This is a genomic window from Mycobacterium sp. NGS27 (genome assembly GCF_059813005.1).
In genome coordinates this window covers 371,966-393,540 of sequence record NZ_JCALDT010000005.1, presented here as the reverse complement: position 1 = coordinate 393,540, position 21,575 = coordinate 371,966, and the positions used below count along the sequence as shown (strand labels likewise).

At 69.4% G+C, this 21,575-nt stretch carries 20 protein-coding genes; 4 read left to right on the top strand and 16 right to left on the bottom strand.

Annotation, left to right across the window (positions count from 1 at the left end):
* Positions 1-2 precede the first annotated feature (2 nt).
* From AC5Y30_RS16415 to AC5Y30_RS16405, 3 genes are all read right to left on the bottom strand, one after another.
* The gene (locus AC5Y30_RS16415) at positions 3-488 is read right to left on the bottom strand and encodes a MarR family winged helix-turn-helix transcriptional regulator (protein WP_499919709.1); all 486 of its coding nucleotides are present in this window, start codon (positions 486-488) and stop codon (positions 3-5) included.
* Positions 489-616: 128 nt separating this feature from the next.
* Positions 617-2,629: a primosomal protein N' gene (locus tag AC5Y30_RS16410; protein ID WP_499919707.1), complete on the bottom strand. Its 2,013-nt coding sequence runs from the start codon at positions 2,627-2,629 to the stop codon at positions 617-619.
* Positions 2,630-2,708: 79 nt separating this feature from the next.
* Positions 2,709-3,479 carry a lysoplasmalogenase gene (locus AC5Y30_RS16405; RefSeq protein ID WP_499919704.1) on the bottom strand — a complete coding sequence of 257 codons (771 nt, stop codon included), beginning with the start codon at positions 3,477-3,479 and terminating at the stop codon, positions 2,709-2,711.
* Between AC5Y30_RS16405 and lipI the strand changes: the two genes are divergently transcribed.
* From lipI to AC5Y30_RS16390, 3 genes are read left to right on the top strand one after another with little or no spacing between them, the layout of a single operon-like run.
* Complete coding sequence (gene lipI, locus AC5Y30_RS16400; RefSeq protein WP_499919701.1) at positions 3,478-4,452, top strand: esterase LipI; 975 nt, start codon at positions 3,478-3,480, stop codon at positions 4,450-4,452. The genes AC5Y30_RS16405 and lipI overlap by 2 nt on opposite strands.
* A 22-nt stretch (positions 4,453-4,474) precedes the next feature.
* Complete coding sequence (locus AC5Y30_RS16395; RefSeq protein WP_499919700.1) at positions 4,475-5,446, top strand: alpha/beta hydrolase; 972 nt, start codon at positions 4,475-4,477, stop codon at positions 5,444-5,446.
* Between the two features lie 10 nt (positions 5,447-5,456).
* The gene (locus AC5Y30_RS16390) at positions 5,457-6,953 is read left to right on the top strand and encodes a flavin-containing monooxygenase (RefSeq protein ID WP_499919699.1); all 1,497 of its coding nucleotides are present in this window, start codon (positions 5,457-5,459) and stop codon (positions 6,951-6,953) included.
* Positions 6,954-6,959: 6 nt separating this feature from the next.
* On the opposite strand, the gene metK is transcribed toward AC5Y30_RS16390, so the two are convergent.
* The 5 genes from metK to mihF form a co-directional block, all read right to left on the bottom strand.
* Positions 6,960-8,171 carry a methionine adenosyltransferase gene (metK, locus tag AC5Y30_RS16385; RefSeq protein ID WP_499919697.1) on the bottom strand — a complete coding sequence of 404 codons (1,212 nt, stop codon included), beginning with the start codon at positions 8,169-8,171 and terminating at the stop codon, positions 6,960-6,962.
* Positions 8,172-8,266: 95 nt separating this feature from the next.
* Complete coding sequence (coaBC, locus tag AC5Y30_RS16380; RefSeq protein WP_499919696.1) at positions 8,267-9,520, bottom strand: bifunctional phosphopantothenoylcysteine decarboxylase/phosphopantothenate--cysteine ligase CoaBC; 1,254 nt, start codon at positions 9,518-9,520, stop codon at positions 8,267-8,269.
* A 24-nt stretch (positions 9,521-9,544) separates the two neighbouring features.
* Entirely contained in the window at positions 9,545-9,871 is a 327-nt protein-coding gene (rpoZ, locus tag AC5Y30_RS16375; protein ID WP_007774376.1) for a DNA-directed RNA polymerase subunit omega, read from the bottom strand.
* A 65-nt stretch (positions 9,872-9,936) separates the two neighbouring features.
* Positions 9,937-10,608, bottom strand: coding sequence for a guanylate kinase (gmk, locus tag AC5Y30_RS16370; RefSeq protein ID WP_499919692.1), 672 nt, complete (start codon positions 10,606-10,608; stop codon positions 9,937-9,939).
* 33 nt (positions 10,609-10,641) lie between these two features.
* Positions 10,642-10,956 (bottom strand): integration host factor, actinobacterial type, encoded by a 315-nt coding sequence (gene mihF / locus AC5Y30_RS16365; protein WP_007171927.1) that lies wholly within the window; start codon positions 10,954-10,956, stop codon positions 10,642-10,644.
* Between the two features lie 803 nt (positions 10,957-11,759).
* Here mihF and AC5Y30_RS16360 point away from each other — a divergent pair.
* Positions 11,760-12,182, top strand: a complete 423-nt coding sequence (locus AC5Y30_RS16360; RefSeq protein WP_499919691.1) for a TOBE domain-containing protein — start codon at positions 11,760-11,762, stop codon at positions 12,180-12,182.
* Between the two features lie 13 nt (positions 12,183-12,195).
* Here the strand turns inward: AC5Y30_RS16360 and pyrF are convergent, their stop codons facing one another.
* The 8 genes from pyrF to AC5Y30_RS16320 all read right to left on the bottom strand — a co-directional run bounded on the left by pyrF (position 12,196) and on the right by AC5Y30_RS16320 (position 21,497).
* On the bottom strand, positions 12,196-13,020 hold the full coding sequence (pyrF, locus tag AC5Y30_RS16355; RefSeq protein ID WP_499919687.1) for an orotidine-5'-phosphate decarboxylase: 825 nt from the start codon (positions 13,018-13,020) through the stop codon (positions 12,196-12,198).
* Positions 13,017-16,394: a carbamoyl-phosphate synthase large subunit gene (gene carB / locus AC5Y30_RS16350; RefSeq protein ID WP_499919685.1), complete on the bottom strand. Its 3,378-nt coding sequence runs from the start codon at positions 16,392-16,394 to the stop codon at positions 13,017-13,019. Before carB ends, pyrF begins: the two co-directional genes overlap by 4 nt.
* Complete coding sequence (gene carA / locus AC5Y30_RS16345) at positions 16,394-17,515, bottom strand: glutamine-hydrolyzing carbamoyl-phosphate synthase small subunit (protein ID WP_499919681.1); 1,122 nt, start codon at positions 17,513-17,515, stop codon at positions 16,394-16,396. The genes carB and carA overlap by 1 nt, the downstream gene beginning before the upstream one ends.
* On the bottom strand, positions 17,512-18,015 hold the full coding sequence (locus AC5Y30_RS16340; RefSeq protein ID WP_499919679.1) for a PH-like domain-containing protein: 504 nt from the start codon (positions 18,013-18,015) through the stop codon (positions 17,512-17,514). Before AC5Y30_RS16340 ends, carA begins: the two co-directional genes overlap by 4 nt.
* A complete protein-coding gene (locus AC5Y30_RS16335; protein ID WP_499919678.1) occupies positions 18,012-19,316 on the bottom strand; it encodes a dihydroorotase in 1,305 nt (434 codons plus the stop codon). The genes AC5Y30_RS16340 and AC5Y30_RS16335 overlap by 4 nt, the downstream gene beginning before the upstream one ends.
* On the bottom strand, positions 19,313-20,272 hold the full coding sequence (locus AC5Y30_RS16330; protein ID WP_499919677.1) for an aspartate carbamoyltransferase catalytic subunit: 960 nt from the start codon (positions 20,270-20,272) through the stop codon (positions 19,313-19,315). The genes AC5Y30_RS16335 and AC5Y30_RS16330 overlap by 4 nt, the downstream gene beginning before the upstream one ends.
* Positions 20,269-20,841, bottom strand: a complete 573-nt coding sequence (gene pyrR, locus AC5Y30_RS16325) for a bifunctional pyr operon transcriptional regulator/uracil phosphoribosyltransferase PyrR (RefSeq protein WP_499919676.1) — start codon at positions 20,839-20,841, stop codon at positions 20,269-20,271. The genes AC5Y30_RS16330 and pyrR overlap by 4 nt, the downstream gene beginning before the upstream one ends.
* Positions 20,842-21,068: 227 nt before the next feature.
* Positions 21,069-21,497: a cellulose-binding domain-containing protein gene (locus tag AC5Y30_RS16320; RefSeq protein ID WP_499919675.1), complete on the bottom strand. Its 429-nt coding sequence runs from the start codon at positions 21,495-21,497 to the stop codon at positions 21,069-21,071.
* Positions 21,498-21,575 lie beyond the last annotated feature (78 nt).

The window sequence follows — 21,575 nt, the reverse complement described above, 5'->3', positions numbered from 1 at the left end:
CGCTACAGGTCGACCTCGGCGTCCAGGTGGACGTCAGGCTCGCCGCCGGCGGCGGTGAAGGCCGTCAGGGCCCGCACCAGCCCGTGCCGCTCGGGGGGCGGCATCTTCGCGACGATAGCCGCGATCTCGGCGCGCCGGTGCGCGGTGACCTGGTGGACGACGTCGCGGCCGCGCGTGGTGAGCGCGGCGAGCAGCTCGCGCCGGGAGGTCGGGTGCGGCAGGCGGTCGATCAGCCCGGCGGCGACCAACCGGTCCACCATCCGGCCGGTGGCCGACGGCTGCACACCCAGCAGACCGGCCAGGGTGGCCAGGTTGACGGGGCCGCGATTGGACAGGATCACCAGCGTCCGGAACTGCGCGATGGTGATGGTCTCGTCGACCTGCCCGACGGAGCGGGCCGAGATGGCCATCAGCAAACGGGAGGCCGTCAGTAGCGCATCGGTGATGACGTCCAACGATTCGTCAACCGCGGTGTGATCCGCTGCCATAACGCCCTCCCCGGATGGTTTCCGGCCTTTCGGCGGCTAAGGATTAGAAAGTGTAGCAACACTCTAATGTCGTAAAAAGAGATTATTGCATGCGTATATTGTCGCCTAGGGTAATGATTGGTGAAGGTTTAGCCGATGTGCAGCGGGTCGATCTGCACCCGGGCCGGCTCATGCGTTTGCCGTGTGCTGAGCACGCTGATGCCGCGCCGCAGCGCCGCCGCGAGCGCCAGGCCCTGCTGACGGGGCACGCGCACCAGCATTCGCGTCACCGGAGCGCCGGCCGGCGTTCCGGCCGGGCGGCGCACGCCGGCCGGAAGGTCCACCGGTCCAAGCAAATCCGCGTCGAGGGAATCCTGATCGGACAACCGGACCTCGTCGAGCAGCGCCGCCACGGCGCCGGCGGTCCCGTCGACGGCCGCCATGTGCACGCTGGGCGGCAGACCGACCTCGGCCCGCGCGGTCACCTCGGCCTCCGCATGACCCACGGGATCCCAACGGATCAGCGATTGCACTGTGGGCAGAGACGATTCGGCGACGATCGCCACCACGCCGCCGTCGCCACGGGCCCGCACCAACGCGGCGGCGCTCATCCAGCGCCACAACGCATCCTCGGCCGCGCGCAGGTCTTGGCGGCCCAGCAGCGCCCAGGTGTCCAACAGCAGCGCCGCCCCGTAACCGCCGCGCGCCTGCGGTTCGGCACCAGGGGTGGCCACCACCAGGGCCGGACCGGCCGCGACCTCGGGCACCACGCCGTCGCCCGACGACGTGATCACTGCCGTGTCCGGGAACGCGCGGCCGAGTTCCTCGGCGGTGCGGCGCGCGCCGACGACGACCGCGCGCACGGCGTCCGACCCGCAGCGCGCGCACCGTCGGGCCGGGTCGACGCGGCCGCACCAGCGGCACAGTAAGGCGGCCCCGCCCTCCTGCAACGACAGCGGGCCCGTGCAGTGCCGGCACCGGGCGATCGTGCGGCACCGCGCGCAGGCCAGCGCGGGGATGTACCCGCGCCGGGGCACCTGCACCAGCACCGGGGCCCCGGCCTGCAGCGCCGAGCGGGCGGCGCGCAGCGCGATGGACGGGACGCGGGCCGTGCGCGCCGCCGGGTCGCGCTCGTCGGCGTAGCCGGTGTCGTCCAGGGCGATCACTCGCGGCGTGCGGGCGCGCACGACGGGCCGCGCGGCCACGATGTCGTGCGCCCAGCCGCTGCGCACCAGCGCGTGGGCTTCGGCCGTGCGCGCGTAGCCGCCGATCAGCGCCGCACACCGGGCCTGATGCGCGCGCAGCATGGCCACCTCGCGGGCATGCGGATACGGCGCGCGCGGCTCGGCCAGGCTGTCGTCGGCGTCGGCCCACACCATGACCAGCCCCAGGTCGCTCAGCGGTGCGAACACGGCGCTGCGGGTGCCGATCACCAACCGCGCGGAGCCGCGCAGCGCCGCCAGCCACCGCCGGTACCGGGCGGCCGGCCCCAGGCCGGCCGACAGGGCCACCACGCTGCCCTCGTCGATCCGCGTCGTCGCGGCTTGCCACAGCGCGTCCAGGTCGCGCTGGTCGGGAACGATCGCCAGCGCCGAGCGGCCGGTCCGCACCGTTTGCGCGGCGGCCTCGGTGAACCGGTCCGCCCACGACTCGCCGGGAAGCGCCTGCCACACGGCTCGGGCGGCCCGCGATTCGGCCAGGGCGGCCAGGAACTGAGCGCCCCGGCCGTAACCTTCCCAGCCCGACGGATCGACGGGCCCCGGGGCCGCGGCCTCGGGACCGACCGAGGGTTCCCGCTCCACCCTGGCGTGCCGGGCCGGCACCGCCAGACGCAACACGTCCGGGCGGGTGCCGGCGTAGTGCGCGGCCACCGCGTCGACCAGCCGGCGGATTTCCGGGGTGAGCACCGGTTCGGCCGACACGACGCGATCCAGCCAGCCCAATTTCCCGGGGTGATCGGTGTCGTTGCGGCGCTCCAGCACGAACCCGTCGACCAGCCGTCCGTGGAAACGCACCCGCACCCGCACCCCGGGCTGGGCGTCGTCGGACTGTTCGGCCGACACCAGATAGTCGAAGTCGCGGTCGAGGTGGGGCACCGACAGCATCGGCAGCACCCGGGCGATGGGCTCCACCTCGACGGGCGTGCGCGCGCTCGGACTCACCGCGTCTCCGGACCGCGAATCATGTTGTCATCCAATGGTTTACCGTCGGAGTCCGCAGCGTACCGGACACCGGCGACAATCAGCTCTCGACGGGCGCCGGGGCGTCCCCGGCGGCCTGCGCGGGAACCTCGCGGCCGAAGAAGAAGCCGGCCGTGATCAGGATCTGGGCCGCCGCGTAGGACCACCAGATCGGCACCGCGAGGGCCTCGTTGCCGAGGATGAAGCGGCCGATGGCGATCATCGAGTCCGAGGCCGCAAAACACAGCGCCCCCACCGCCGTCCAGATCGTCGGCAGCTTCGCCAGCAGGGCCGCGCACACCATCGCGGTCAGCACCACGATGTAGAGCGTCACCGGCAGCGTCAGCTTTTCCGCGCCCAGGTGGGGCCAGAACCAGCCCAGCATCGCGATCGACGCCGCGCACATCAGGACCGCCGCGACGATGCGCATCGTCGACGGGCGGTCATCCTCCGAAGCCCCGGAGAACTCCGGAACCAGCGGCAGCAGGGCGGCGATGAAACACAAGTGCGCCAACAGGAATGCCCCAAGCCCCACCTCGAACGACAGCGGCCACCACGGGATCGCCAGCACCCAGTCGCCGACGGCCGACCCCAGCAGCGCCAGCATCAACCACCGCCGCTCGCGGACCTTGGCGTGGCCCGCCGCGGCCAGCGTGAGCAGCAGCGCCATCGAGGCCTTGAACGCCGGCTGAAACACCCAGTGACCGGTCAGCTCGATACCCGGCGGCGAGCGCAGCGCCAGCACGGTCAGGTAGATGCCGTAGCCGAGGGCCACCCAGCCGGCCACCACCCAGGCGCCGGCCACCAGGCGGGGTGCGTACGGTACGTCCATGCCCAGCTTGGATAACACAGCCGAGGAGAAACCCGCTATCGACCCCATCCTGCAGAAGGTACTGGATGCGGTTCCCTTCCGGCTATCCACTGAGGACGGAATCCGCGCGGCACGTCAGCGGTTCCGCGACCTGCCGCGCCGGCCGCTGCATCCCGAGTTGCGGGTCCAGAACCGCACGATTCGCGGCCCCGTCGGCTCTATCGGGCTCCGGATCTATTGGCCGCCAAGCTATCCCGACGATGATCGACAGGGCGCCGCCGCCCCGGTCGTGCTGTTTTTTCACGGCGGCGGTTTCGTCATCGGCGACCTCGAAACCCATGACGGCACGGCGCGCCAGCACGCGGTGGGCGCCGACGCGATCGTGGTAGCTGTCGATTACCGGCTCGCCCCCGAGCACCCCTACCCCGCCGCCGTCGAAGACGCTTGGGCCGCAACGCTTTGGGTCGCCGAGAATGCGGCCGAACTGCACGCCGATCCGAGCCGGATCGCGGTGGCCGGGGATTCGGCCGGCGGCACGATCGCCGCCGCGGTGGCGCAGCGGGCGCGCGACGACGACGCTCCTTCGATCGTGTTTCAGCTGCTGTGGTATCCGTCGACCATGTGGGACGCGTCGCTGCCGTCGTTCACCGAAAACGCCACCGCGCCGATCCTCGACACCGACGCCGTCGCGGCGTTCTCCCGTTGGTACGCGGGCGAAGTCGCCATGTCCGATCCGCCGTCGGACATGGCGCCGGGGCGCGCGCGTGACCTCAGCGATCTGGCGCCGGCCTACATCGCCGTCGCCGGGTACGACCCCCTGCGCGACGACGGCATCCGGTACGCCGGGTTGCTGACCGCCGCCGGCGTCGCCGCCGAGGTGCACAACGCCGAGACGCTGGTGCACGGCTACCTGGGCTATGCCGGCGTGGTGCCCGCCGCCACCGCGGCGCTCGAGGGCGGGCTGACCGCGCTGCGCGCCGGGCTGCACGGGTGACCCCGCGGCGTACGGTGAACGCATGAGCGAGCCGACCCCCGCCCGCCCCGGTATCGATCCCACCTTCAAGGCGCTGCTCGACGCCTATCCGATGACCTTCCGCGAGGCCGACGGCGTCGAGGTTGCCCGCAAGCGGCTGCGGCTGCTCAAGGTGCCCGCGGAAATGCTGCCGGACCTGCGGATCGAGGACCGCACGGTCTCGCACGGCGACCGCAGCGACATCCCGGTGCGCATCTACTGGCCCGACAGCGAGGTGACGCCGTTGCCCGTGGTCGTCTTCTATCACGGCGGCGGGTTCTGCCTCGGCGACCTGGACACCCACGACCCGGTCGCCCGCGCGCACGCCGTGGGCGCCGAGGCAATCGTGGTGTCCGTCGGCTACCGGCTGGCCCCCGAGCATCCGTTCCCGGCGGGCCTGGACGACTGCTGGGCGGCCCTGCAGTGGGTCGCCGAGAACGCGGCCGAGCTCGGCGGCGACCCGGCCAACATCGCCGTGGCCGGCGACTCGGCGGGCGGCAACCTCGCCGCGGTGACGGCGCTGTTGGCCCGCGACAACGCCGACAACGCCGGACCCGAGCTGCGCTTCCAACTGCTGTGGTACCCGACGGTCATCGCGGACCTGTCGCTGCCGTCGTATACCGACAACGCGGATGCGCCGATCCTGAACCGTGAAGTCATCGACGCGTTCCTGGCCTGGTATGTGCCCGGCCTCGATATCACCGACCCGAAGGCGCTGCCCACCACCATGGCTCCGGCGAACGCCGCGGACCTGTCCGGGCTGGCGCCCGCCTACATCGCCACCGCCGAACACGATCCGCTGCGCGATGAGGGGACGCGTTACGCCGAGCTCCTCGAGGCCGCGGGCGTGCCGGTCGAGCTGAGCAACGAGCCCACCCTGGTGCACGGGTTCGTCAGTTTCGCGCTGGCGATACCCGCCGCCGCCGAGGCCGCCGAGCGTGGCCTGGCGGCGCTCCACAAGGCGCTGCACACCTAGGCAGGCAACGATGGTCCCCACCGACGACGAAATCCCCGACTACGACACGCTGATCATCGGCGCCGGATTCTCCGGCATCGGCGCGGCCATCAGCCTCGACAGGGCCGGGCTGTCCGACTATCTGGTGATCGAAGCCGGCGACGGGGTCGGCGGTACCTGGCACTGGAACACGTATCCCGGTATCGCCGTGGACATTCCGTCGTTTTCCTACCAGTTCTCCTTCGAGCAGAGCCGACACTGGTCGCGCACCTACGCGCCGGGCCGAGAGCTCAAGGCCTACGCCGAACACTGCGCCGACAAATACCGCATCCGATCGCGGATCCGCTTCAACACCAAGGTGCAGGCCGCCGAGTTCGACGACGAGCGCCGGCTGTGGCGGGTACAGACCGACCCTTCGGGCGAAATCACGGCGCGGTTCGTGATCAGCGCGTGCGGCGTGCTGACGGTGCCCAACCTGCCCGACATCGACGGCGTGGACTCGTTCGCCGGCACCACCATGCACACCGCGCGGTGGGACCACAATCAGGATTTGACCGGCAAACGCGTCGCCGTGATAGGCACCGGCGCCTCGGCCGTGCAGGTGATCCCCGAGATCGCGCCAATCGTCTCGTCGCTCACTGTATTTCAGCGCACGCCGATCTGGTGTTTCCCGAAGTTCGATGTCCCGCTGCCCACGCCTGCGCGGTGGGCGATGCGAATCCCGGGCGGCAAGTTCGTGCAGCGCCTGCTCAGCCAGGCCTACGTGGAGCTCACCTTCCCCATCTCGGCGCACTACTTCACCGTCATCCCGCTGGCCAAGAGGATGGCGGCACTGGGCAAATCCTATCTGCGGCAACAGGTTCGGGATCCGGCCGTGCGCGAGCAGCTCACGCCGAAGTATGCCGTCGGCTGCAAACGCCCCGGCTTCCACAACGGCTACCTGGCCACGTTCAACCGCGACAACGTGCGACTGGTCACCGAACCGATCGACAAGATCACGCCCGACGCGGTCGCCACGACCGACGGCGAGAACCACGAGATCGACGTCCTGATCCTGGCGACCGGCTTCAAGGTGATGGACCCCGACAACGTGCCCACGTTCGCGGTGACCGGAAGCGGCGGAAAGTCGTTGAGCCGCTTCTGGGACGAGCACCGGCTGCAGGCCTACGAGGGCGTCACCGTGCCCGGCTTCCCCAACCTGTTCACCGTGTTCGGCCCGTACGGTTACGTCGGCTCGTCGTATTTCGCGCTCATCGAGGCGCAGACGCATCACATCGTGCGCTGCCTCAAGCGGGCCAAGCGTGTCGGCGCGACCCGCGTCGAGGTCAGCCAGGAAGCCAACGACCGCTACTTCGCCGAGATGATGCGCCGACGGCCCAAGCAGATCTTCTGGCAGGACAGCTGCAAGCTGGCCAACAGCTACTACTTCGACAAGAACGGTGACGTGCCACTGCGCCCGGGCACCACCCCGGAGGTCTACTGGCGCAGCCGGCGGTTCGACCTGGACGACTACCGATTCACCGGCTGACCGGCCCTAGATCGCGCGCTTGAGGTCGTCGACCTTGTTCAGCTGCTCCCAGGGCAGTTCGACGTCGGTGCGGCCGAAGTGCCCGTACGCGGCGGTCTGCGCGTAGATGGGGCGCAGCAGGTCCAGGTCGCGGATGATCGCGCCCGGCCGCAGGTCGAACACCTCGGGAACGATCTTCTCGATCTTGACCGGGTCGACGGTCGCGGTGCCGAACGTCTCGATGAACAGCCCGACCGGGGCGGCCTTGCCGATGGCGTAGGCCACCTGCACCTCGACTCGCTCCGCCAGGCCGGCGGCGACGATGTTCTTGGCCACCCAGCGCATCGCGTAGGCCGCCGACCGGTCCACCTTGGACGGATCCTTACCGGAGAAGGCGCCGCCGCCGTGGCGGGCCCAGCCGCCGTAAGTGTCGACGATGATCTTGCGGCCGGTCAGGCCCGCGTCGCCCATCGGCCCGCCGAGGACGAACTTGCCGGTCGGGTTGACCAGCACCCGTGTCGCCGACGAGTCCAGGGTGTCGTGCGCCAGCTCGTCCAGCACGGTCTTGAGCACATGCTGGCGGATGTCGGGGTCCAGCGTCTTCTCCAGGTCGATGCCGTCGGCGTGTTGGGTGGACACGACCACGGTGTCCAGCCGGACCGGGACATCGTCCTCGTACTCGATCGTGACCTGTGTTTTGCCGTCGGGCCGCAGGTAAGGCAGCGTGCCGTTCTTGCGGACCTCGGTGAGTTTGCGCGACAACCGGTGGGCCAGCGCGATCGGCAGCGGCATCCGCTCGGGGGTGTCGTTGATGGCGTAGCCGAACATCAGGCCCTGGTCGCCGGCGCCCTGGGCGTCCAGCGGGTCAGCGGCGCCCTCGACCCGGGCCTCGTGGGCGGTGTCGACGCCCTGGGCGATGTCGGGCGACTGCGCGCCGATACCGATGTTCACGCCGCAGGTGGCCCCGTCGAAGCCCTTGTCCGACGAGTCATAGCCGATGTCGAGGATGCGCGCGCGAACCGTGTTGGTGATGTCGGCGAACGCCTCCTTGGCCGTCGTCGTCACCTCGCCCACCACGTGCACCTGTCCGGTGGTGACCAGCGTCTCGACCGCGACACGTGAGCTCGGGTCCGCCGCCAGCAGGGCGTCGAGGACGGAGTCGCTGATCGCGTCACAGATCTTGTCGGGGTGTCCCTCAGTCACCGACTCACTGGTAAACAGGCGACCCTTTTCGCTCACAATGCCGATCCTTCCAAATAGTTAGTTAGCCGAATTATATCGACTGGCGTCGGCCCGCCAGCACCTGGTCCGGTGCCGAGAAGAACTCGACCGCTCTACCCGCTGTCCCCGTGCAGAAACGCGGCGATCGCATCAACGATACGACTGGCCATCAACGTCTTGGAGCCGTGTTGCAGCGCCGACTCGGTACCGTCGGCCGCCAGCAACCAGCCGTCGTTGCTGTCCACCTCGAAGGCCCTACCGTCGCCGACCGCGTTGACGACCAACAGATCACAACCCTTGTTGCGCAGCTTCGTCCGGGCGTGAAACAGCACGTCCCCGTTGGCGTCGCCGGTCTCGGCGGCGAACCCCACGATGGCGCGCATGTTGGGCAGCTCACCGTTGGCGCGTGCCCGCACGGCGCCGGCCAGCACGTCGTCGTTGCGGACCAACTCGATCGTGGGCGGCTGATCCTGATCCTGCGGGCCCTTTTTGATCTTGGCGGCCGCAACCCGGGCCGGCCGGAAGTCGGCGACCGCGGCGGCCATCACGAGCACGTCCACCTCGGCCGCGTGCTTGGCCACGGCGTCGCCCAGTTGCTCGGCTGAGCTGACGTGGACCACCTCGACACCCGCGGGATCGATCAGCCCGGCGGTATGCCCGGCGATCAGAGTGACCTCAGCGCCCCGCTGGGCCGCCACCCGCGCCACGGCATAGCCCTGCTTGCCGGAGCTGCGGTTGCCGATGAAGCGCACCGGATCGACCGGTTCGCGGGTGCCGCCGGCCGTCACCAGCATCTTGCAGCCGGCGAGGTCGTAGGGCAGCGCGTCCTGGCGCTCCAGCAACAGGTGAGCCAGGGTGGTGATCTCCTCGGCCTCGGGCAGCCGGCCCGACCCGCTGTCCGTCCCCGTGAGCCGCCCGGCGGCGGGTTCGAGCACCACCGCTCCCCTGCGGCGCAACGTGGCCACGTTGTCCACGGTGGCGGGGTGCAGCCACATCTCGGTGTGCATCGCCGGCGCGAACAGCACCGGACATCGCGCCGTGAGCAGGGTGGCGGTCAGCAGATCGTCGGCCCGGCCGTGCACCGCCCGGGCCAGCAGGTCCGCGGTGGCAGGCGCCACCACGACCAGATCGGCCTGCTTGCCGAGCTGGACGTGCGGAACCTCGGGCACGTCGTTGAAGACGCCGGTGTGCACCGGCTGGCCGGACAGCGCCTCGAACGTGGCGGCCCCGACAAAGCGCAGCGCGGACTCGGTCGGGATGACGCGAACGGAATGACCGGCCTCGGCGAGCTGGCGGACGACGGTGCACGCCTTATAGGCGGCGATGCCGCCCGAGACGCCGACGATGATCCGCTTGCGGCTGTCCACAGCGCGTCGCCCGGCCCGGCCCGGTTACTCGCCCTCGGTGTGCTCGAGCAGGTCGCCGTGGATCTCGCGCATCGCGATCGACAGCGGCTTTTCCTGCAGCCCCGGCTCGACCAGCGGACCGACGTATTCGAGGATGCCCTCACCGAGCTGGTTGTAGTAGTCGTTGATCTGACGGGCCCGCTTGGCGGCGTAGATCACCAGGGCGTACTTGCTCGAAACGCGGTCCAGCAGCTCGTCGATGGGCGGGTTGGTGATGCCCAGCGGGGTGTCGTATGCGCCTGGTCCCCCTGCGGACGGATCGAACCGGTCGGGGACGGCGGCCAGTGCCGCGTCGGACTGGGGAATGCTCACTTAGGTCAATCTCCTGGCGCATTGGAGCGGCTCGTCGCCGCTGAAAGATACTGGAAAATTCGTGGTCAGTCGTGCTGGGATATGGTCCGGCTGCTGGTCTCGCTGGACGGGTCATGGCGGCCCGGCGCAGTTTCCACCAGCAAGGATACCAATTCGGAGCAGGCCGACTCCAATTCGCTGTTCACGACCACCCGATCGAAGTCGTTTCGGGCCGCCATTTCGGTGCGGGCGGTCTCCAGCCGCCGCTGCATGACCTCGGGTGTCTCGGTGCCGCGGCCGACGAGCCTGGCCTGCAGATCCTCCCAGCTGGGCGGCGCCAGGAAGACCGCCAGCGCCTCGGGCATCGCCTTCTTCACGGCCCTGGCCCCGGCCAGGTCGACTTCGATCAGCACGGGAAATCCGCGGGCGGTGGCGGCCCGCACCGGCTCGGCCAGGGTGCCAGATCGATGCAGGCCCCCGTGGATTTCGGCCCACTCCAGCAGCGCACCCTCGTCGATGAGCTGCTGGAATCGGTCGGGGCTGACGAAGTGGTAATCGACGCCGTCGACCTCGCCGGGCCGCGGCGCCCGTGTGGTGGCCGAGACGCTGAAATGCAGGTCCGGGACCCGCTCCCGCAGGCATCGGACCACAGTCGACTTGCCGACCGCTGAGGGACCGGACAGCACGACCACACGTCCGTTACCCGATGGTTCAGGACGTGTGCCGTGCTGGACGTCCGGTCCCCCGCCGGCGCTCACAGGCGCTCCTGGGCCGGTGCGCCCACGGCTCGGTTAGGAGCCGAACTTTTCCAGCAGGGCCTTGCGCTGACGATCGCCGAGGCCGCGCAGACGGCGGGTCGGGGCGATCTCCAACTCGGTCATGATCTCCTGCGCCTTGACCTTGCCAACCTTCGGCAACGCCTCGAGAAGCGCGGAAACCTTCATCTTGCCCAGGACTTCGTCGGTCTCGGCGTCCTTGAGCACCTGGGTGAGGTTGGTGCCGCCACGCTTCAGGCGGTCCTTCAGCTCTGCTCGCGCTCGACGTGCGGCAGCCGCCTTCTCCAACGCGGCCGCGCGCTGCTCGTCGGTCAACTGGGGAAGGGCCACGATTCCTCCGTATCTGATCAATCAATTTCAATCGATCTCATTTTGTCTCGCCGGCACTTCTGCCAGCGGAGACGACCGTACTCAGGCCTCCTGACGAAATCTAACCCGGCCCCCTGCTTGAGGGGGCAAAGTCCCAGCAAGGACCGGCGTGTGACCGGCCAAAACGGCGCTCCCACGCGCGTCGCCGACGGTCGCGTGTGGCGCCGCCCGCGGGGCGATACCGGCCGCGCTTCAGCCCCTCGTTATGCCGTCTACCAGGGGTTTTGTCGTCCGCCGGCGGGGCAGGGCTTTCCGGCCGGGCGGCCCGGAAAAGGCGCCGGCCGGGAGCCCCGACGCCCGGTGCGGGGGATCACGGATTTGTTGCGGCGTGTCGCGCGTGTCGCGTCGCCGGTCAAACGGGTCGCGCACGGATCGCTCAGCAACCAACGCGGCTATCACCGAGATTCGTCGTCGAGGGCGCGGGACGGGCTGGCCGCCGCATCCGGCGAACGGATATCGGGTGCCCGGCGCGTCCGCACCGCTGGTCGGCCGACCGGTTCGACGCCGGCACGACGCCCGCTCCAGAACACCGCGGACTTTCACCAATCATTTACGGCGGCAACACCTTTGGCGGTGGTGATCCGCGGCCGCGGCCGGTCGCGCGCGGCGACGACGGTTGCCCACCTCCGTGAATCCGGACGGATTTCCAATGAATCGCCGCATGCGCGGAATTGGGCAGGCGCTTATTCCGTCCTTGCGGATAACTAGGCCCTCGCCCCCGTATTTCAGCTAATCGGCAGTGCGCAATCCGATACGATCGACCGGTGTCCAACCTGCGAATTCGCCAGGCGGCTGAGCTGCTGGGCGTCAGCGACGACACCGTGCGGCGCTGGATCAACCAGGGCACATTGACGGTCAGTCACGATGCCGCCGGCCGCAAGGTGATCGCCAGCGAGGACCTGGCCCACTTCTCCCGCACCAACGCACCCGCCCCGCCGGCGGACCCGCTCAGCATCGGCAGCTCGGCCCGCAACCGCTTCGTCGGGCTGGTCACGTCGGTGGTCAGCGACAAGGTGATGACCCAGGTGGAGATGCAGTGCGGTCCATTCACCGTCGTCTCACTGATGAGCACCGAAGCCGCCGAGGAATTGCAGCTGCGGCCCGGCAGCGTCGCGGTGGCCGTCGTCAAGGCCACCACCGTCATCGTCGAAACCGCGCGGCCCAACACCGCACTGGCGTCGGACTAGACGTCAACCCCACTCATACGGCCAGGTAGGCCACCGCGTCCAGCATGCGATCGGCCGCGTCCCGCAGCTGCGTCACGCCGGGGCCGGCCCGCAGCACCTCGCGGGCCACCGCGGGCAGCAGCTGCCCGGGTTCCGCGCCGCCCAGCCCGGCGAGCGCCTCGGGTCGCCCGCCCTGCACACCGAGCCCGGGCACCAGGACCGGACCGCCGAGCGCGCTCAGATCGGGCGCCTGCAACACGGTCGCGCCGACGACCACGCCGACATATCCCGGCCCGGACGGGGTCGCGGACCGGTTCACCACCGCGGCCTGGTCGACGACCAGCTGGGCCACCGTGCGGCCGTCGAAGGCGGCCCGCTGCACCGTGGCGCCCTCGGGGTTGGAAGTGGCCGCCAGCACGAACACCCCGCGGTCGTGGGCCGCGGCGGTCTCCAGCAGCGGCCGCAGCGAGCCGAACCCCAGGTACGGGGTTGCCGTCACGGCGTCGGCGGCCAGCGGTGAATCACCCGCCCAGGCAGCGGCGTAGGACGCCATCGTCGTGCCGATGTCGCCTCGCTTCGCGTCGGCCAGCACCAGCACCCCGACCGATCGCAGGGCCGCGATGGTGCGTTCCAGCACCGCGAATCCCGCGGCGCCATAGGCCTCGAAGAACGCGACCTGAGGCTTGACGACGGCGTATCCGGAAAACGCCTCGATGCAGATGTCGCAGAACGCGGCCAGCCCCTCGGCGGTCGTGGGCAGGTCCCAGGCGCGCAGCAGCTCGGGATGCGGATCGATGCCCACACACAGCGGCCCGCGTTCCGCTTTCGCCTCCGCGAGGCGGACGCCGAATCCGGTCACCGGGCCCCGTTACCGGGCACGCCGCCCTGACCGATCTGGCTGTGCAGTTCTTGCAGGCTGCGCACGCCGATGTCGCCGCGGATGCCCGCCTCGATGCCCTGGACGGCGGCCGAGGCGCCCTGCACCGTCGTCACACAGGGGATGTTGACCGACACGGCGGCCGAACGGATTTCATAACCGTCGATGCGCGGCCCGGAGTTGCCGTAGGGCGTGTTGATCACCATGTCGACCTCGCCGGCCTTGATCGCGTCGACCGCCGACATCTCGGGGCGGCCCGGCTGCGGGTCCTCGAAGTGCTTGCGCACCTCGTCGCAGGGGATTCCGTTGCGGCGCAACATCTCCGCGGTTCCTTCGGTGGCCAGCACGCGAAATCCCAAGTCGGCCAGCCGCTTGACCGGAAAGACTAGCGATCGCTTGTCCCGGTTGGCCACCGACACGAAGATGGTGCCCTGCGCGGGCAGCGACCCGTAGGCGGCGGTCTGGCTCTTGGCGAACGCGCTGCCGAAGTCGCGGTCGATGCCCATCACCTCGCCGGTGGATTTCATCTCCGGGCCCAGCAGCGAGTCGATGCCCGAGCCGTCGGCCCGGCGGAACCGGTGGAAGGGCAGCACCGCCTCCTTGACCGCGATCGGCGCGTTCTGGGCCGCGTGGGCCCCGTCGCCGGACGCCGCCAGCAACCCCTCCTCGCGCAGCTGAGAGATCTTGGCGCCCAACATGACCCGGGCACAGGCCTTGGCGAGCGGGATCGCGGTGGCCTTCGACACGAACGGCACCGTGCGGCTGGCGCGCGGGTTGGCCTCCAGGACATAGAGCACGTCGTCCTTGAGCGCATACTGCACGTTGAGCAGTCCCACCACGCCGATGCCGTGCGCGATGGCCTCGGTCGCGCGGCGCACCTTCTCGATGTCGCTGCGGCCCAGCGTCACCGGCGGCAGGGCGCACGCCGAGTCGCCGGAGTGGATGCCGGCCTCCTCGATGTGCTCCATGATGCCGCCGATGTACACCTCGGTGCCGTCGCACAGCGCGTCCACGTCGATCTCCACCGCGTCCTCGAGGAAGCGGTCGACGAGCACCGGGTGCTCGGGTGAGAGCTCGGTGGCACGGGTGATGTAACCCCGCAACGTCTCCTCGTCGTACACGATCTCCATGCCCCGACCGCCCAGCACGTACGACGGCCGCACCAGCACCGGGTACCCGATGTCTTCGGCGATCCGCTGGGCCTGCGCGAAAGTGGTTGCGGTGCCGTACTTCGGCGCCGGCAGGCCGGCCGCGGTGAGCACGTCGCCGAACGCGCCGCGGTCCTCGGCAAGATCGATGGCCTCCGGTGGTGTGCCGACGATCGGCACCCCGGCGTCGGCGAGGCGCTGCGCCAGCCCGAGCGGAGTCTGGCCGCCCAGTTGCACGATCACCCCGACCACACCCGGGCCGCCGCCCGCCGATTGCTGCTCGGCGCGGAACACCTCGAGGACGTCCTCGAAGGTCAGCGGTTCGAAGTACAGCCGGTCCGCGGTGTCGTAATCGGTGGACACCGTCTCCGGGTTGCAGTTGATCATCACGGTCTCGAAGCCGGCCTGCGACAACGTCGTTGCCGCGTGCACACAGCTGTAGTCGAATTCGATGCCCTGGCCGATACGGTTGGGCCCCGAACCCAGGATCAACACCTTGGGCTTCTCGGTTTGCGGCGCCACCTCCGTCTCGGCGGCGGGGTCCAGTTCGTAGCTGCTGTAGTGATACGGCGTCTTGGCCTCGAACTCCGCCGCGCATGTGTCGACGGTCTTGTACACCGGGTGCACACCCAGCCGCTCGCGCAGCGACCGCACGCCGTTCTCGCCGGCCAATTCCGGCCGTAGCGCGGCGATCTGGCGGTCCGACAGCCCGCTGTGCTTACCGCGGCGCAACAGGTCGGCGTCGAGCACCGGGGCGGCGATCAACTCGGCGCGCAAGTCGATGAGCTCGCCGATCTGCGCGACGAACCACGGGTCCACTCCGCTGGCCTCGGCGACGCGTTCCACCGAAGCGCCCAGGCGCAGCGCCAGTTCGATGTCGTAGAGCCGGCCTTCGGTCGGAGTGCGCAGCCGGGTCAGCACCTCGTCCGGTCCCTTGCCGTCCAGCGCCGGATCGTCCGGTTTGGTCCAGAAGCCGGCGCGGGTGGTCTCCAGCGACCGCATGACCTTGCCGAGAGCCTCAACGAAGTTGCGGCCCAACGACATTGCCTCGCCGACCGATTTCATGGTGGTGGTCAGGGTGGGATCGGCGCCCGGGAACTTCTCGAAGGCGAAGCGCGGAGCCTTGACCACGACGTAGTCCAGGGTGGGTTCGAAGCAGGCCGGCGTTTCCTTGGTGATGTCGTTGACGATCTCGTCCAGGGTGTAGCCGATGGCCAGCTTGGCCGCGATCTTGGCGATCGGGAAGCCGGTGGCCTTGGACGCCAGGGCACTCGACCGCGACACCCGGGGATTCATCTCGATGACGATCAGCCGGCCATCGACGGGGTTGACCGCGAACTGGATGTTGCAGCCCCCGGTGTCCACGCCGACCTCGCGCAGGATCGCGATGCCCAGGTCGCGCATCCGCTGGTATTCGCGGTCGGTCAGCGTCATCGCCGGCGCGACGGTGACGGAGTCACCGGTGTGCACGCCCATCGGGTCGAAGTTCTCGATCGAGCACACCACGACCACGTTGTCGTTGCCGTCGCGCATCAGCTCGAGCTCGAATTCCTTCCAGCCGTAGATCGATTCCTCGATCAGCACGTTGGCGCTCGGGCTTTCGGCAAGCCCGGCGCCGGCCATCCGGTCGACCTCCTCGACGGATCGCGCCATCCCCGAACCCAGGCCACCCATGGTGAAGCTGGGCCGCACCACGACCGGCAGGCCGAGCTCGGCAACCGTCTCGCGGACTTCTTCCATCGTGAAACACACTCGGCTGCGGGCGGATTCGCCGCCCACCTTGGCGACGATGTCCTTGAACATCTGCCGGTCCTCGCCGCGCTGAATGGCGTCGAAGTCGGCACCGATGAGCTCCACGCCGTGGCGCTCCAACGCGCCGTTCTCGTACAGCGCGACCGCGGTGTTGAGTGCGGTCTGCCCGCCCAGGGTGGCCAGCAGCGCGTCGATCTTGTTGCCGCGCTCCGCCTGCTGGGCGATCACCTTCTCGACGAAGGCGGCGGTGATCGGCTCGACGTAGGTGTGGTCGGCGTACTCCGGGTCGGTCATGATGGTGGCCGGGTTGGAGTTGACCAGGCTGACCTGCAGCCCCTCCGCGCGCAGCACCCGGCACGCCTGGGTGCCGGAGTAGTCGAATTCGCAGGCTTGCCCGATGACGATCGGCCCTGAGCCGATCACCAGCACGTGGTTGAGGTCGGAGCGACGTGGCACTAGCGGCCCTCCCCTGCCATGAGCTCGATGAATTGGTCGAACAGGTATTCCGCATCGTGCGGGCCGGCCGCGGCCTCCGGATGGTACTGGACCGAAAAGGCCTGCCCGTCGGCGAGTTTGACGCCCTCGACCACTCCGTCGTTGGCGCAGGTGTGGCTCACGATCGCTCGGCCGAACGGCGTGTCGAAGGACTGGCCGGCCTCCCCTTCGAGCGCGAAGCCGTGGTTTTGTGCCGTGACCGCCACGCGGCCGGTGGCGTGGTCGATCACCGGGATGTTGATGCCGCGGTGACCGAACACCAGCTTGTAGGTGGACAGTCCCAGCGCCCGGCCCAGGATCTGATTGCCGAAACAGATGCCGAACAGCGGGATCCCGGCGCCCAGCGCCTCGCGGGTGACCGCGACGACATGATCGGCGGTGGCGGGGTCGCCGGGGCCATTGGACAAGAAGATGCCGTCGGGTTTGATGTCGGCGATCTGCTCGTAGGTCGCCGACGATGCCAGCACGTGGGTGCGGACGCCGCGACGGGCGAAGTTGCGCGGGGTGTTGGTTTTGATCCCCAGGTCCAGCGCGGCCACCGTAAACCGCGGTGCGCCATCGGGTTCCACGATGTAGCTGTCCGGCGTGCTGACCTCGCCGGCCAGGTCGGCGCCCAGCATCGACTGCTGGCCGCGCACCCGCCGCAGCAGTTCGTCCGGATCGGCCAGCGCATCACCGGAGAACACGCCCGCCTTCATCGAGCCGCGGGTGCGCAGATGCCGCACCACCGCGCGCGTGTCGATGCCGGCGATTCCCACGATGTGCTGGCGGACCAGCTCGTCCTCCAGCGTTCCGGTGGCCCGCCAGTTGGACGGCCGCGGCGACGGATCGCGCACCGCGTAGCCGGCGACCCAGATCTTGTCGCCCCGGCTCTCGGCGTCCTCGCCGTTCCAGCCGGTGTTGCCGATCTGCGGCGCGGTGGCCACCACGATCTGCCGGTGGTAACTGGGATCGGTCAGCGTCTCCTGGTAGCCGGACATGCCGGTGGAAAAGACGGCCTCGCCCAACGTTTGGCCGACCTTGCCGAACGGCGTGCCGGTGAAGACGCGGCCGTCCTCGAGTACCAACTGCGCTTTAGTCACGAGCGCCGCTCCCCCTCATGTTGCGATTTGAGCCAGCCGTCGTATTCGTTGCGGTGATTCGCCCGGAAGCCGGTGTCGATCTCGACGCCTGAGGGCAGCCGCCAGCGGATCGCCAGAATCCCGACCCGGCCCGTCATCCTGCGCTCCATCCGGATGTGCGTGATCGAATCCCCAGGGATCCAAATAGGCTGGGCCCGTACGCGTTCCACCATGATGCCGCCCTCGTAGCGAGTCAGTACCGCCTTGCTACGGAAACCCAGATCACCGGCCGCGATCCGCTCGCTCCAGCCCGGCGCCATCATGGAACCGCAGTAGTGCCCGCGGGTGGTGATGGTCGCCGCCCCCACCTGGTCCGGGATCTCGGGCAACGCCCCGATCAGCTCCGCCTGCTGCTGGGAACGACGGTGCCAGGTCCGCATCATCAGCTGGATCACCACCGTGAGCACGACCACCAGTACGGCCGCGAAGATCAGCGATCCCACCAGCGTGCCCGAGTTCATGCCGGGCACTTCCCGTCTCGGGCGGTGACCTTGCCGCGCAGCAGCGTGGCGGTCACGGTGGCGGGCAGGGTCATCGCCTCGTAGGGGGTGTTGGCCGACCGGCTGGCCAGGTCGGCGCCGGCGATCGTCCATGAGGCCGTGGGATCCACGACCGTGAGGTTGGCGGGCTCCCCCACCTCCAGCGGCCGCCCGTGATCGGGCAGCCGCGCAATGCGTGCGGGGTTTTCACTCATCACCCGGGCGACGTCCCGCCAGGTCAGCAACCCCGGGGTGACCATGGTCTGCACCACGATCGACAGCGCCGTCTGCAGCCCCAGCATGCCGGGACGCGCCGCGGAGAACTCCACACACTTCTCATGCTCGGCGTGCGGGGCGTGGTCGGTGGCCACGCAGTCGATGACGCCGTCGGCCAGCGCTTGGCGTAGCGCCGTCGCGTCGGCGGCTTCGCGCAGCGGCGGGTTGACCCGGTTGCGCCCGTCGTAACTGGCCAGCCTGCTGTCGTCGAGCATCAGGTGGTGCGGGGTGACCTCGGCGGTGATCGAAATCCCTTGCTCCTTGGCCCATTTCACGATCTCGACCGTGCCCGCCGTGGAGGCGTGGCAGATGTGGACCCGGGCGCCGGCGTCGCGGGCCAGCAGCGCGTCGCGGGCCACGATCGATTCCTCGGCCGCCCGGGGCCAGCCCGCCAGGCCCAACCGGGCCGCGGTGGGGCCCTCGTGGGCGACGGCGCCGACCGTCAGCCGCGGTTCCTCGGCGTGCTGGGCGATGAGCACGCCCAGGCCGGTGGCGTATTCCAGGGCGCGGCGCATCACCAGCGGGTCGTGCACGCAGATGCCGTCGTCGGAGAACATGCGAACCTGCGCGGCACCGGCCGCCATCATGCCCATCTCGGTGAGCTCCTTGCCGGCCAGCCCGACGGTGACGGCGCCCACCGGGTGCACGTCGACCAGGCCGACCTGCTGGCCGCGATGCCACACGTGGTCGGTGACCACCGGGCTGTCGGCGACCGGGTTGGTGTTGGCCATCGCGAACACCGCAGTGTATCCACCCAAAGCCGCTGCGGCCGAGCCGGTTTCGATGTCCTCGGCGTATTCACGCCCGGGTTCGCGCAGGTGGGTGTGCAAATCGACCAGGCCGGGCAGCAGCACGTGGCCGGTGGCGTCGATCACGTCGGCCGTCTCGGGAATGTCCAACGTGGCCCCGATGTCGGCGATCTGGCCGTCAAAACCGGGGCTGTCGATCAGCACGTCGACGCGATCGCCCTCACCGTACAACCGAACCCCGCGCAGCAGCACGCTCACGCCGCACCCTCTTCTCCGGCTAGTTCGGTGCCGACCAGCACGTGGAACAGCACCGCCATCCGCACGTGGACACCATTGGAAACCTGTTGCAGCACAGCAGATTGCGATGAGTCGGCTACCGACGACGCGATCTCCATGCCGCGCAGCATCGGACCGGGGTGCAGCACCACGGCGTGGCCGGGCAGCAGCGCCTGGCGGCGATCGGAAAGCCCGTACAGGGAGGAGTATTCGCGCACCGACGGAAAGAAGCCGCCGTTCATCCGCTCGGCCTGCACGCGCAGCATCAGCACCGCGTCGGCGGCGGGCAACTCGGCGTCGAAGTCGTTCGATACGGTGACCGGCCAGCCCTCGACGCCGACCGGCAGCAGCGTCGGCGGCGCGACCAGCACCACCTCGGCGCCAAGGGTGTCCAGCAGCATCACGTTCGAGCGGGCGACGCGGCTGTGCAGGATGTCGCCGACGATCACGATGCGCCGGCCTTCGATGCCGCCGAGGCGCTGGCGAATGGTGAGCGCGTCCAGCAGCGCCTGGGTCGGGTGCTCGTGGGTGCCGTCGCCGGCATTGATCACCGACGGCCCGCCGTCGTCCTTCGCGCCGGTCCAGTCCGCGAGCAGATGCGCGGCGCCGGAAGCCGGGTGCCGGATGATCAGCGCGTCGGCGCCGGCGGCGCGCAGCGTGAACGCGGTGTCGCGCAGCGACTCTCCCTTGCCCACCGACGATCCCGACGCGCTGACGTTGATCACGTCGGCGCTCATCCACTTGCCCGCCACCTCGAAGGACACCCGGGTGCGGGTCGAGTTCTCGTAGAACATCGTGACGATGGTGCGGCCGCGCAGCGTCGGCAGCTTCTTGATCTCGCGGCCCACCAGCGCCTGCGCGAACCGGTCGGCGTCGTCGAGGATGGCGGTGGCGTCGTCGCGGCTCAGGTCGCCGGCGGCCAGCAGGTGGCGCGTCATCGCGAGATCACCACCCCGTCGTCGCCGTCGTTCTCGCTCAGCAGCACGTGCACGCTCTCGCTGCGTGAGGTGGGGACGTTCTTGCCCACATAGTCGGCGCGCAGCGGCAGTTCGCGATGGCCGCGGTCGACCAGCACCGCCAGCTGGACGACCCGCGGCCGGCCCACGTCGCGCAGCGCGTCCAGCGCGGAACGCACCGAGCGGCCGGAGTACAGGACGTCGTCGACCAGGATCACCAGCGCGTCGTCGATGCCGCCGGCCGGAATCGAGGTGGCCTCCAGCGGCCGCGGCGGTTTTTGCATCAGATCGTCGCGGTAGAGCGTGATGTCCAGGGCGCCGTGGCCGACCTCGACGCCGCTGTATTCGCCGATGTTGGCCGCGAGCCGCTTGGCGAGGATGACACCGCGGGTCGGGATGCCCAGCAACACCACCCGTGGCGCGTCGGGGGCGTCCAGCGCGGTCTTTTCGATGATCTGATGTGCAATGCGGGAAATGGTGCGGCCCACGTCGGCCGCCGACATCAACTCCCGGGAATCGCTGCCTAAGCCGGTGTCGCCCGCAGCACCCATACGAAACTTGACCTCCTTCTCCGCCTCGCCGGACGGATCGTTAAAGGATGTCGACTGCGTGGCAGCGTAGCACTTATTTCGAGCGAGGCGCTGCGAGGGACATGTCGCGCCGGTCGGCCGTCGCCCGCGCCCGTCACACCCGCCCCATCAGTCTCTGAGAAGGGACACAGGGTGTTTGTCTCCCACCGACGCGTCGCGACGCCCAGCCGGCCGCTAGGGGTGCTCGATCAGGTGCAGGGATATTGCCCGTTGAGCACGCAGTTCGCCGGCGGCGAGTAGGAACCGGTCAGCATGCCTCTCATGCCACCGGTCGCGGAACCACTGGGCGCAATGGTGCGATTCCAATTCGCGGGAGTGAGAACATAGTGCGTGCCGGACTGGGTAATCGTGCTGTTCCACGTGTGCACGACGGATTCTCCCGCCGGCAAGTCGAAATCGAGCCTCCAATCGGTTAGCGGCGCCAGGCTCGCATTGACGATGGTGAAGCGGGCGATGAAACCGGTCTGCCATGTGTGTTCAACCGTCAGCGTCGCCGTGGCGGCAGCCGCATGAGCGACGGGAGTGATGGCAAGTCCGACGATGGCAACCACCAATGCGGACACGGTTACGTGAAGCGCTGTGCGCCAGCGCTTCACACCATTGTTCAGTCCGGACATAGCAGCCAACAGTAAAACCACACAAGCGATATCGCCCCTCGCATCGCGGGTACGCTGCAGTACCTTTGCTCAACCGAA

Excerpts from the sequence above, each read along its gene's own strand:
- AC5Y30_RS16320 (WP_499919675.1), bottom strand. The coding sequence starts at position 21,497 with ATGTCCGGACTGAACAATGGTGTGAAGCGCTGGCGCACAGCGCTTCAC.
- AC5Y30_RS16340 (WP_499919679.1), bottom strand. The coding sequence starts at position 18,015 with ATGAACTCGGGCACGCTGGTGGGATCGCTGATCTTCGCGGCCGTACTG.
- AC5Y30_RS16415 (WP_499919709.1), bottom strand. The coding sequence starts at position 488 with ATGGCAGCGGATCACACCGCGGTTGACGAATCGTTGGACGTCATCACC.
- AC5Y30_RS16395 (WP_499919700.1), top strand. The coding sequence starts at position 4,475 with ATGAGCGAGCCGACCCCCGCCCGCCCCGGTATCGATCCCACCTTCAAG.
- AC5Y30_RS16405 (WP_499919704.1), bottom strand. The coding sequence starts at position 3,479 with ATGGACGTACCGTACGCACCCCGCCTGGTGGCCGGCGCCTGGGTGGTG.
- pyrR (WP_499919676.1), bottom strand. The coding sequence starts at position 20,841 with ATGGGTGCTGCGGGCGACACCGGCTTAGGCAGCGATTCCCGGGAGTTG.
- AC5Y30_RS16330 (WP_499919677.1), bottom strand. The coding sequence starts at position 20,272 with ATGACGCGCCACCTGCTGGCCGCCGGCGACCTGAGCCGCGACGACGCC.
- lipI (WP_499919701.1), top strand. The coding sequence starts at position 3,478 with ATGCCCAGCTTGGATAACACAGCCGAGGAGAAACCCGCTATCGACCCC.
- AC5Y30_RS16390 (WP_499919699.1), top strand. The coding sequence starts at position 5,457 with ATGGTCCCCACCGACGACGAAATCCCCGACTACGACACGCTGATCATC.